The sequence below is a fragment of the Thermoactinomyces sp. CICC 10521 genome (assembly GCF_016055135.1).
GTDB lineage: Bacteria > Bacillota > Bacilli > Thermoactinomycetales > Thermoactinomycetaceae > Thermoactinomyces_A > Thermoactinomyces_A daqus.
Genome location: NZ_JAECVZ010000025.1, coordinates 26,457 through 38,701 on the forward strand (window position 1 = coordinate 26,457; position 12,245 = coordinate 38,701).

Annotated in this window: 8 protein-coding genes; 7 read left to right on the forward strand and 1 reads right to left on the reverse strand. The window is 50.8% G+C overall.

All coding sequences use genetic code 11. The annotated features are described in order from the left end of the window. Window positions 1-18: 18 nt before the first annotated feature. Entirely contained in the window at window positions 19-342 is a 324-nt protein-coding gene (locus I8U17_RS14385) for a YnfA family protein (RefSeq protein WP_033099866.1), read from the forward strand. 259 nt (window positions 343-601) lie between these two features. Here I8U17_RS14385 and loaP read toward each other — a convergent pair whose 3' ends face one another. After that, on the reverse strand, window positions 602-1,138 hold the full coding sequence (loaP, locus tag I8U17_RS14390) for an antiterminator LoaP (protein ID WP_198055969.1): 537 nt from the start codon (window positions 1,136-1,138) through the stop codon (window positions 602-604). A gap of 524 nt (window positions 1,139-1,662) precedes the next feature. Between loaP and I8U17_RS14395 the strand changes: the two genes are divergently transcribed. The 6 genes from I8U17_RS14395 to I8U17_RS14420 all read left to right on the forward strand — a co-directional run. Further along, the gene (locus I8U17_RS14395) at window positions 1,663-2,439 is read left to right on the forward strand and encodes a 4'-phosphopantetheinyl transferase family protein (protein WP_160173856.1); all 777 of its coding nucleotides are present in this window, start codon (window positions 1,663-1,665) and stop codon (window positions 2,437-2,439) included. Between the two features lie 104 nt (window positions 2,440-2,543). Next, window positions 2,544-4,859, forward strand: coding sequence for an ACP S-malonyltransferase (gene fabD / locus I8U17_RS14400; RefSeq protein WP_198059648.1), 2,316 nt, complete (start codon window positions 2,544-2,546; stop codon window positions 4,857-4,859). Window positions 4,860-5,045: 186 nt separating this feature from the next. Then, window positions 5,046-5,291, forward strand: coding sequence for an acyl carrier protein (locus tag I8U17_RS14405; RefSeq protein WP_033101208.1), 246 nt, complete (start codon window positions 5,046-5,048; stop codon window positions 5,289-5,291). Between the two features lie 23 nt (window positions 5,292-5,314). Beyond that, the gene (locus I8U17_RS14410; RefSeq protein ID WP_370589264.1) at window positions 5,315-5,956 is read left to right on the forward strand and encodes an MBL fold metallo-hydrolase; all 642 of its coding nucleotides are present in this window, start codon (window positions 5,315-5,317) and stop codon (window positions 5,954-5,956) included. A 109-nt stretch (window positions 5,957-6,065) separates the two neighbouring features. After that, window positions 6,066-6,848: an alpha/beta hydrolase gene (locus I8U17_RS14415; RefSeq protein ID WP_198059649.1), complete on the forward strand. Its 783-nt coding sequence runs from the start codon at window positions 6,066-6,068 to the stop codon at window positions 6,846-6,848. A gap of 6 nt (window positions 6,849-6,854) precedes the next feature. After that, the coding region (locus tag I8U17_RS14420) for a beta-ketoacyl synthase N-terminal-like domain-containing protein (RefSeq protein WP_198059650.1) at window positions 6,855-12,245 on the forward strand (5,391 nt) is incomplete at its 3' end.

A 12,245-nucleotide genomic window follows, 5' to 3' on the forward strand; every position in this document is an offset into this window, starting at 1 on the left:
TCAGAAGGGGTAGACACGTTGCAAGCGATCTTGCTTTTTCTGTTGGCTGGTTTGTTTGAAATCGGTGGAGGGTATCTGGTCTGGCTGTGGTTGAGAGAGGGCAAACCTCTTTATTGGGGTATTTTTGGCGGGATTGTTTTGGCGTTGTACGGAGTCGTGGCCACTTTGCAGTCGTTTCCTTCCTTTGGGAGAGTGTATGCCGCTTACGGCGGGGTTTTTATTGTTCTTTCTGTTTTATGGGGCTGGGTGATCGACAAGAAAACACCCGATCTTTACGATTGGATTGGTGCCGTTATTTGTTTATTCGGTGCGGCCATCATGTTGTGGGGGCCGCGAAATTGAATCCGGCGAAGTAATCGGCTGAAAAGACAAGTAATCACCCCCTCTCCATGACTGAATTCGGGCCATGCCGGCTGCTGGGGAGAAATAACAAAGAATCAAAACAATGGAATCCAATTGCCGAAAAAAATTTGGGTTGCTTCAATATTCGAGTTTGTACTGTGAGTACGGCAAAAATTCAATGATGGCGTAAACCGGTTCAAGTTCGGGCTGAAATGAACTAAGTCCGGCAATGACCGGAAACGGCATCACAAGGCTTCCGTCAGGAATTCGATTTGGCTATGATTTCGACCCCCACATCGATCATTTTTTCGGTACCCATAAAGTTCAGGAGGATTTTCGCTCTTTTTTTGCGTTTATCCACTTTTTTGATTATCCCTTCCATCCCCTTCAGCGGCCCTGATTGAACGAAGACTCTCGAGTTTTCCACATAAATTTTCGAATAATCGACGACTTCATCATTGCCGATCAGCTTCAGGATCGGGGAAATTTCCTCTTCATCAATCGTTGAATAATAGGCCTCGTCGTCTTTTGAATGATGCGTTCTGTTACCCAGGATGCGATAACATTTGGGGATTTTTTTGATTTTGTAAAAAAGATCTGCGTTCATTTTGGTTTTAATGAGCACATAACCAGGAAACATTTTTTTGAGAACGTGATAAATTTTGCCCAGCTTTTTTTCGGGGACCCTTCTCTTGGGGACAAACGCAGAAAGCGTAGATTCATCAAAATGCAGGTGAAGCAGCTTTTTCACAGTTTCCTCTTGACCGGTTTCTACAAAAAGTGCATACCAGTTCATTCAGTAATCCTCCCGGAGTGAAATTGTTTTTGCACTGGAATTTGCAACTTTCAGTTTCAACCAAATCACAGACGGGGAAAGATAAAGCTGGGAACAAGGAAAGTGGCAATCAGTCAAACGACGTTGGAACGGAACAAGACTAGGAAATAAAGCGGGCCCTTGCCATCCGGCCCTTTATACATAATAATCATAAGAGATTGACAAATAATAGATTTATGAATAGTATGATAGTATCATATCTGAAAATAATTTGAAAGTATTTAAGTGTTAAAAGTTACTTCAGGAAATGGATTTACCTCCTTATGCACCTGAGAGAATTCAATCGTTGTTTCGGCACGTTGGAGGATCTTGGGGAACATACGAAACGGTTATGGTAGTGTGTATGCATACAGACGAACGGGGAGAAGTGTGTCTTCAGGCACTTTTATGGCTTGACGAATTAAAATCCGACAGGTGATGGGAGAGGAGCGGAGGGATGATGATCGCAGACAAAGGGGAAAAAGGCCGGCGGGGAGTCTGAAACCATGATGGCAAGTGATTTGCCGGAAACATGGACGGCGGAGTTAATTTTAAAAGGAATGGATAGAAATTATATGGCCGGTCTGTGCCTGTGTTATTCCCGTCGGATGATGGCATATATGCAGACGGTGAAATTCCTCCAAGCAAAAGAAAGGGAATATTTTGACACCCTTCAGTTTGAACGGAGAATCAAAAGCTATCTCGCCGGGAGATATGCAGGAAAAAGAGCGGTTTCGTTCCTGATTGGAGAAGAAAAGCCGGAACGGGTTTTAATTGAACATGGAATTTTTCATCAGCCAGTCGCCGTTTATCCGGGTTCGTCGAAGGTTCAAGTGAGCATCACCCATTGTGACGATCTCGGAGCGGCGATTGCTTTTCCGGAAGCAGTGCCGATGGGGATTGATATAGAGAGAATTTGCCCTGAGAAAAAAGATGTACTGGAAAGGCAATTGACTGTCAGGGAACAGGACCTCGCCAAATCGATTCCGTTTGCTTATGAAACGGCCCTCACTCTTTTCTGGACTGTGAAAGAAAGTATGTCGAAAGTGTTGAAGACGGGGCTGACCTCTTCTGTTGGAATTTTTTTAATAGAAAAAACAGAAATCAACGATCGTGTGATTGTCAGCCATTTTGTCCATTTTCCGCAGTATTGCGCGGCTTCTTTCATTTTTGAGCCTTATATTTGTTCCATCGCTTATCCGAAGAGAGCCGTATGGGAGACCGGAATGGTCAGGGATCTGCTGGACGATCTTTCCGGTTTGTTAAAGGGAGGGAGAGTGTAAAGCACTAGAGTGTCGGGGGAGGATGGAATGCGGAATTACATAGGAGTTTGAAAAGAAATCCGGTGCTCGTTGCCTCTGGATCAAGCAAAGGGGAGGAAAATGGAATGACCGTTTATGTATTTCCCGGACAGGGAGCCCAGAGCAAAGGAATGGGAGGAACATTATTTGATGAATTCCCCGAATTGACGAAGGTGGCGGATGAGATTCTGGGATACTCCATTAAAGAATTGTGTCTGGAAGATTCGGAAGGAAAATTGGGCTTTACCGAGTTTACGCAGCCGGCGTTGTTTACAGTCAATGCCCTTCATTATTTGAAAAAGATGAAGGAGACCGGCGGGAAACCCGATTATGTGGCCGGACACAGTCTGGGGGAATACAATGCGCTGTTTGCCGCGGGTGTATTTGATTTTGAGACCGGTTTGACATTGGTGAAAAAAAGAGGGGAGTTGATGGGCCGTTGTACGGGAGGCGGCATGGCGGCGGTCATCGGCCTGAAAGAGGCGGAGATTGCGGAAGTTTTGTCGGGGAACGGCTTGGACCGCCTGGATATTGCCAATCTCAATTCACCGACCCAGATTGTCATTTCCGGCCCGACCAAGGAGCTTAAACGGGCGCAGGCGATTTTCGGGCAAATGGAAAAGGTGCGGATGTTTGTCCCCTTAAAAACGAGTGGCGCTTTTCATTCGCGGTATATGAAGGAGATCAAAGCGGAGTTTGCCTCCTTTTTAAACGGCTTTACGCTGTTTGCACCGGCCATTCCCGTCATTTCCAATGTGAGTGCAAGGCCCTATGGTGCGGACATAAAGCAAAAGCTGATCGAGCAAATTGACCATCCTGTCAGATGGACGGAAAGCATTCAATATTTGATGGGAGCAGGAGAAACGGACTTTGAGGAAGTGGGGCCGGGCAATGTGCTCAAAGGCTTGATTCGGCGCATTCAAAGAGAAGCGGAGCCTTTGAAAGTGGAGGAAAAAGAGCAAACGGTTGCCGGGGAGCTTTTGCCAGTCCCCGCAAAAAGCGCGGCAGCGGCAGATGAACCGGCTTCGTTCCGCATCACGGCCTCATCTTTGGGAAGCGCTTCGTTTAAGCGGGATTACAACCTGAAATACGCTTATCTCACCGGCGGCATGTATCGGGGGATCGCCTCGAAGGAATTGGTCGTGAGAGTGGGCAAGGCGGGAATGATGGGATTCTTCGGCAGCGGGGGATTGCAGCTGAATGAAATCGAAGAGGCGATTCTGGCGATCCAGAGAGAACTGAACAAGGGAGAGGCCTACGGATTCAATCTCGTTCACCAGCTGGCCGACCCGGCAAAGGAAGAAGCGATCGTCCAATTGTTTTTAAGGCACAATGTGCCTGTGATCGAAGCTTCCGCCTTTCTCAGCATCACGCCCGCACTTGTTCTCTATCGCGCCAAGGGTGTTACGAGGGCCGTTGATGGCTCCGTGAAGTGCCAAAATAAAATCATTGCCAAAGTTTCGCGCCCGGAAGTGGCGGAAGCGTTTTTAAGTCCGGCCCCGGAACGCATCGTTGACAAGTTGCTCAGCGAAGGAAAAATCACCCGGCAGGAAGCGGATATGCTGAAACAAGTGCCGATGGCCGATGATTTGACCGTTGAAGCCGATTCCGGCGGGCATACTGATGGCGGCGCGGCTTATGCTCTGCTGCCGGCCATTTTGAAATTGCGGGACCGCCTTGTGGCCAAGTATGGGTATGCCAAGGAGATTCGCGTAGGAGCAGCCGGAGGGATCGGTTCGCCTGAAGCTGCGGCTGCCGCGTTTACGATGGGGGCGGACTATATCCTGACAGGTTCGATCAATCAATGTACGGTGGAAGCGAAGACAAGCCATGCAGTGAAAGATCTGTTGGAGAAAATGAATGTGCAGGATACGGAATATGCTCCGGCCGGGGATCTGTTTGAATTGGGCGCCAAGATTCAGGTTTTGAAAAAAGGGGTGTTTTTTCCCGCACGCGCCAATAAATTGTTTGATTTGTACCGGCACCATGACTCGTGGGATGAGATCGATGCCCAGGTGCGCAAGCAAATTGAGGAAAAATATTTCAAGCGCACTTTTGAGGAAGTTTATGAAATTGTAAAAGGCCATTATTCTCCCGGGGAATTGCAAAAGGCAGAGATGAACCCCAAGCAAAAGATGGCCATGATTTTCAAATGGTATTTTCACTACAGCAATCAGCTCGCTCTCAACGGCAGTGAAGAATCCAGAGTCGATTACCAAATCCATTGCGGTCCTGCGCTGGGATCGTTTAATCAGTGGGTCAAAGGCACACCGCTGGAAAATTGGCGAAACCGGCATGTGGATGAAATCGGCATCCGTCTGCTGGACGAAACCGCCCGGGTTTTAACCGAACGATTCGGTAGGCTTTTTTCCGCTTCTGCCGTGCAGGAGGCGCTGATCTGAAGCATTTACCCGGATGTGTGTTGGACAAATACCGGATTGGATGGAGGGGTTTTGGAAAACGAGGGGTTTTTGCCTGCTGATCCAAAGGCCGGCAAGAGCCCGGTACATAAAAATTTCCTCCAATATCTTTGCAATGTCATGAAATCTGCGATCTTTAATTGACCTTTTGCCCAAGGGGGAAGAAAGATGAAAAGAGAGGATATTTTCGCAATCATCACACAACACGCGCGCGAGGTGGTTCCGGAACTGGAGCATCATGCCTTTCGGCCGGATGACCGTTTGGCGGATTTGGGTGCCAACTCCGTGGACCGCGCTGAGATCATTATGCTGACGTTGGAATCGCTCTCTTTGCAGATCCCGCTCGTTGAATTGTCAGAAGCCCGGAACATTGGCGGTTTGGCTGATATTCTCTTTGAAAAACTGAATGGATGATTTATGAACTGTATCCGTTGAGAATGAGTTACAGTTTTTTCATCAATTACAGTTATCTGATCGTCGAGCCTGAGAGCAGGCAGGCGATCGTGATTGATCCGGCATGGGAATTAAATAAGATCACGGAGCAGCTTGAAAGGACAAAAGCGGATCTCCGGGCGATCCTGTTGACTCATTCTCACCATGATCATGTCAATCTGGTTCCCCCCTTGCTGGAGCGGGCCCAACCGGATGTGTTCATGTCCAGGGCGGAGATCGAAGTTTCCGGCTTTCGTTGCCCGCAACTGCACGCACTGGAAGACGGTGACCGGCTTTCTTTGCGGCAGATGGAGTTGCACTGTCTGCTTACGCCCGGACACACGGCCGGCAGCATGTGTTTTTGGCTTGAAGACAGCCTGTTTACCGGTGATACCCTTTTTGCGGAAGGATGTGGCGCCTGCCATTTGCCGGGCGGTTCTGCGGAGGATCTGTATGTCAGCATTCAGAAGCTCAAGGCGGCGATATCCGATCACGTCCGCATTTATCCCGGACATTCCTTCGGCCAGCCGCCGGGACAGACGATGAAACATCTCCGCGAGCATAACATTTATCTGCAATTGAATCGCAAACATTTTATCAGTTTCCGAATGAGAAAAAACCAGAAAGGCCTGTTTGATTTTCGCTAGCATTCCATAGCGGATTTCGTCAGTGTGCGAAGTTTGCCCGGGCATTGATCCCGTCCTGTTTTTTTTGCCTGAAAAACCCGGGCAAAAGATGAAGGAAAAGGAGTTATTTATGAAGCTGGAAGTGATTTGTGAAATCCCCGGGCAGGGTGCAAAAACCGTCCCGCTGTTGTTCGTGCACGGGGCCAATCACGGAGCCTGGTGCTGGAAGGAGCATTTCCTTCCTTTTTTTCGTTCCCGGGGTTTTCCGTCGTATGCGCTCAGTCTGCGGGGGCACGGCCGGAGCGAGGGCCGTGAAAGCCTCGATTCTTTTTCTCTTGACGATTACAAGGATGATGTGTATCGCGTCATGCTTTCCTTAAAACAGAAACCGGTTCTCATCGGTCATTCCATGGGAGGGGCAGTGGTGCAGAAACTGTTGCACCAATATCCGGAGCAGATCGAGGCGGCAGTCTTGCTGTCTTCTGTTCCGCCGGGCGGGATGCTTTGGGATTTTTTGCGTCTGCTGTTTACCCGCACCGGGGAATTTCGCCGACTCTCATTGTTCAACAGGGGCAAAACCGATGTTTTTCCGGTCGATTTGTTTCTGTCTGACAAGGCGACGGAGCAGGAGAAAAAGGCGCTCAACCGGAAGTTGCAACCTGAATCGTTCAAGGCGAGCAGAGAATGTCTGATGCGGGTGGTGCCCAGGAAGACGGTCGCCAAGGTTCCCCTGTTGATCATCGGGTCAGACCGGGATCAAATGATTTCCAAAAAGACGACTTTGTCCCTTGGACGTTTTTATCAGTCGGAACCGGTGATTTTTTCGGATATGGGCCATGATCTGATGCTGGAAGCGGATTGGAGAGAGGTTGCCGAACAAATCCTTGCTTTTTTAAACAGAAACAAGGAGTGAGGAAAGATGGAGCGCAGGCTGGGGACAATTGCACAGATTAAAGAGAGGTTGGTTCAGGAATTTTTGCAAGTGGCCGGTGAACAGGCGGAACCGGTTGATTTGGATAAAAGTTTTATGGAGATGGGCATGAACTCCATCATGGCAGTCGATTTTGTGGAAGCGGTGAATCGCAGCCTGGGAATTGATTTAGGGGTTGAAGTGGTTTTCGATTACAGAGGAATTCCGGAATTGGCCGAGCATATTGCCGACCGTTACATGACGGAAGAAGTGGGATCAGGCCCCGAAATGGCAACCATCGACGAAGAGACCTCATCCGATATTGCCATTATCGGCATTTCCGGGAAATTCGCCGGTTCGGAAAACCTGGAGGAATTTTGGGCCCACCTGAGGGCGGGTGATTGCTGCATAGAGGAAATCCGCCGGCCAGGTTGGACGGAGAAGGATTATTACCATCCCGATCCTGCCCGCAAAAATCGATCTGTGAGTAAATGGGGCGGGCTTCTGAAACAGATCGACCGGTTCGATGCCGCCTTTTTTGATATTTCGCCTGCGGAAGCGGAACGAATGGATCCGCAGCATCGATTATTCCTGGAAGAAGCATATAAGGCTTTTGAAGATGCCCATTATCCCGTCGAAAAATTATCAGGAAAAAAAGTCGGGGTTTTTGTCGGCGGACGGCCGTCGGACTACAGAGCAGGGCTGTGGGACAGAGGGGTCGATGCACAAACATTTTGGGGCAATGAAATGTCGATGCTCGCTTCGCGCATTTCTTACTTTTTCAATTTCAAGGGCCCCAGTCTTACGGTGGATACTGCCTGTTCCTCTTCTCTGGTAGCCATCCATCTGGCTTGTGAGAGCATTCGCAAGGGTGAGTCGGAAATGGCTTTGGCCGGCGGGGTTTTTGTGGCAAGCACACCGGAATTTTTTGTCCTTTCTTCACAGGCTGGTTTGTTGTCTCCCGATGGTCAGTGCAAAACGTTTGATCCCGAAGCAAACGGCATGGTTTTGGGCGAAGGAGTGGGTGCAGCCGTTTTGAAGCGGCTCGATGCGGCAGTCCGGGACGGTGATCCGATCTACGGCGTGATCAAGGGGTCTGCCGTGAATCAGGCCGGCCGGACCAACGGAGTGACCTCGCCCAGTGCTGCTTCACAAAAGGAATTGATCATCGATGCATATACAAAGTCGGGGATCGATCCGGAAACGATCGGTTACATCGAAGTGCACGGAACCGGGACGAAGCTCGGGGACCTTATCGAGTTGAAGGCATTGACTGAAGCATTTCGCATGTTTACGGATAAATCCTGGTTTTGTGTGATCGGATCGCATAAACCCAACATCGGTCACACCGCCCTGGCCGCTGGCATGGCCGGCTTGTTCAAGATATTACTGTCCATGAAACACGGGGAAATCCCGCCCACCCTCTACGCGGGGAAAAGAGAGAAAAGGAGTGGAGAAGAAACCCCGTTTTGGATCAGCACAAAGCGGCAGGAATGGAAACGGAGCGGGGATGTTCCTCTGAGGGCAGGGCTCAGTGCTCTCGGATCCAACGGGACAAACGCCCACCTGATTATTGAGGAACCCCCGGCACGGGACGTGAACGGGGAGACGGAGGGGCCATCGCCCGGACGGCCTTATTATCTGTTTCCGTTTTCGGCCAAGAGCAAAGAAGCCCTGGAGCAAAAAATGGCCGATATGGTCAGCTGGCTTGAGCGGAAAGGGGATGACTACGCGACGGAGGATGTGGCGAAATCATTATTTTTTGGCCGAAGCCATTTTTCGGTTCGGTGCGCTGTGATTGCCGCAGATTTGGCCGAACTGAAGCAAAAATTGGATGAAATCAAACAGATCGGAACAGCGCAGGATTATGTATGGCAGCGGAAAAAGCCTTCATTTCAGCCGGAACCGAAACAAATCGCCCGCGGAGAGCGGCTGATCAGGGAACTGGCAGAAAATCCGGATCTGCCCCCGGAGCAATATCAGGAGCACCTGACGGCTCTCTCCCGTTTATATGTGCAGGGTTATGACCTGGATTGGTCCGGACTGTTTTCCGACAAGAAGAGCCGTCCCGTGCCGCTGCCGGCCTATCCGTTTCACCGGAAACGTTTTTGGCATTCCGGGATTCCGCACGTTCCCGAGGCCAAACACGGTCTGCAAATGAGTGAAATGGACGGGCTGCTTTGCAAGCTGCTGTTTATGCAACTGGAGTCACTGGGACTGTTTGAGGGAAACCGTCTCGATTTGTCCCGATTGAAAGCCAGGGTGGCAAATTTATACGGCAAATGGCTTGAGCAAAGTCTGGTCTTTTTGACGCGGCATCATTATCTGAAAGCAGATGGGGATGACGGGTATGTGGTCAACCCCGATCGGGTCACTCGCGATGGGTGGAATGAGTGGGAACGTCAAAAAGAACGGTGGTTGTCATCCCCCGATACGAAGGCACAGGCGGTTTTGGTCGAGCGAACGCTTCGGAACCTGCCGCAAATTCTTACGGGCAAGGTACCGGCGACCGATATCCTCTTTCCCGATTCCTCGATGGATTTGGTCGAAGGAATCTATCGCAACAATGCGGTTGCCGATTATTTCAATGAGATTGTTGCGCAAAAAGTGGAGGATGCCATCCGCGACCGGGTAAATCAGAATCCTGCTGCGCGCATCCGCATCATTGAAATCGGGGCGGGGACCGGTGGAACAAGTATCAGCGTTTTGCAGAAGCTGAAGCCTTACCGGGAGCATATTCAGGAATATTGCTATACCGACATTTCCAAAGCTTTTTTATTGTATGCGGAAAAAGCATTTGGCAGGCAGTACCCTTACCTGACTTATGCCACTTATGACGCAGAAGCTCCGGCTGCCGGACAGGGAATTGAGACCGGAGTCTATGATGTGGCCATCGCGACCAATGTCCTGCATGCGACGAGGGATATTGCCCGCACTTTGCGCCGGGTCAAGGCTGTTCTCAAGAAGGACGGATTATTGGTTTTAAACGAGATCAGCAGCCATTCCCTGTTTCTCCATTTAACCTTCGGTCTGTTGCAGGGCTGGTGGCTGTATGAGGATGAAACGTTGCGCCTTCCCGGAGGGCCTGCGGTTCCCCCGGCGATTTGGAAGCATGTATTGGAGCGGGAAGGATTTGAAAATATGCATTTTCCGGCGCAGAAGGCCCATCCCTGGGGGCAGCAGATCATCATTGCCGAAAGCGACGGGAAGGTCCGGCAAGAGGCACGGCGGCAAGCGAAGCCGGTTTCACTGCCGGAGAAGGGAGATGCATCCGGTGAAGCGGATGTTACCGCACATGGATGGACCGTAAATGATCAAAAGCTGGAAGCGGCGGTTCAGTCATTGATCGTCGATCATTTAGCCGGGGCATTGTCTGTGGATCCTGAAGAGATCGATTTTGATTCGGCATTTCGCGATTACGGCGTCGATTCCATTACCGGCATTAAACTGGTCCAAGCGATTAATCAGGAATATTTCCTGGAATTGGCGACGACCATTCTGTTTGATTACAGTTCAGTCAACCTGCTCACCCGATATCTGCTGGCCAATTTCAAAGATGTGATTGCGGATGCATTGGGCCGGAGCGAGCCGGAGCGCGTTTGCCGCGAATATGATCCGGGGGATGATTCCGGGGCCGTGAGAGAGCTGCCGAAGCTAGAGGAACGGCGTGCTGGGGAAACGGGAGTCATAAGCGGGAAAGTCCCGATCGCCATCATCGGCGTCAGCGGGAGATTTGCCAAATCCAAAAATGTGCGTGATTTGTGGAAGCATTTGTCTGAGGGGACGAATCTCATTGAAAGGGCGTCCCGGTGGCGTCAGGAGAATAAGGGAGAGCCGGAAGTTTGGGAATACGGCGGTTTTATCGAAGATATCGACCAGTTTGATCCGCTCTTTTTCAACATTTCCGGAATGGAAGCTGCTTCGATGGACCCGCAACAGCGCCTTTTCCTGGAAGAGTGCTGGAATGCTCTGGAGGATGCAGGTTATGCCGGTGCGAAAATTCAGGGTTGCCGCTGCGGGGTTTATGTGGGTTGCAGTGGGGGGGATTATCAGCAGTTGCTGAATGACGATTCTCCTCCTCAGGCGTTTTGGGGCAATTTGAGCTCGGTCATTCCCGCCCGCATTGCCTATTATTTGAACCTTCAGGGACCGGCAATTGCGGTGGATACGGCTTGTTCCAGTTCACTGGTGGCCGTGCATCTGGCCTGCCAGGGACTGTGGACCGGGGAAACGGAGATGGCGCTGGCCGGAGGCGTGTCGATTCAATGCACGCCGGATTTATACAGGACGGAGCATCGGGCGGGGATGTTGTCTCCCACTGGGCAGTGCTATACGTTTGATGAACGGGCCAACGGATTTGTCCCCGGCGAAGGTGTTGGCGTGGTGGTTCTGAAACGCTTGGAGGACGCCCTTGCGGACGGGGATTACATTTACGGAGTGATCCGCGGTTCGGCGATCAATCAGGACGGCACGACCAACGGGATCACCGCCCCCAGCCAGCGTTCTCAGGAACGTCTGGAGCGCTTTGTCTATGACCAGTTTGGCATCAACCCGGAAGAGATTCAGATGGTGGAGGCACATGGAACCGGAACCAAACTGGGCGACCCGATCGAATTTCAGGCGTTGACGCAAGCGTTTCGATCCTATACGGACAAAAAGGAATATTGCGCGATCGGTTCCATCAAGACCAATATCGGGCATGCGCAAATGGCAGCGGGGATCGCCGGTCTCATCAAAATCCTGCTTGCCCTGAAGCATAAGCAAATCCCGCCTTCTCTTCATTTCAGGAAAGGCAATGCCAATATTTCATTTAAAGACAGCCCGTTTTTTGTCAATACGCAGCTGAGAGACTGGAAAGTTGAGCCCGGAGTCAAGCGTCGGGCGGCCATCAGCTCCTTTGGCGTGAGCGGAACCAACGCCCATATGGTAATTGAGGAAGCGCCGGAGGTCAGAAGGCAGCACCCGGACAAGCCCGGTTATCTGCTCGTTCTGTCGGCACGTTCCGAGGAGGAGTTGCGGAAACAGGCGGGCCAACTCATCGACCATTGCAAGGAAGAAGACAAGACGGATTGCGGAAATATGTGCTATACCCTGTTGGTCGGCCGACAGCATTTTAAACATCGCCTGGCCTGTGTGGTGCGTGATTTGGACGATGCTGTTGAACAATTGGAGCAATGGCTGAACCGGAAATCCGGTTCCACCGTATTCTCGATGGAAACGGATGGGAAGCACAGGGAGCTGCCGGCACTGAAGAAGTTCGGCAACCACTGCATCCGCGCCTGTCAGGATTTGGACGGGGATGCTGACTATCTGGAGAATTTGGCCACTGTGGCCGAGCTTTACGTTCAGGGATATGAACTGGATTATGAAGGGCTGTTTGCGGACGGGCAATACAGCCGT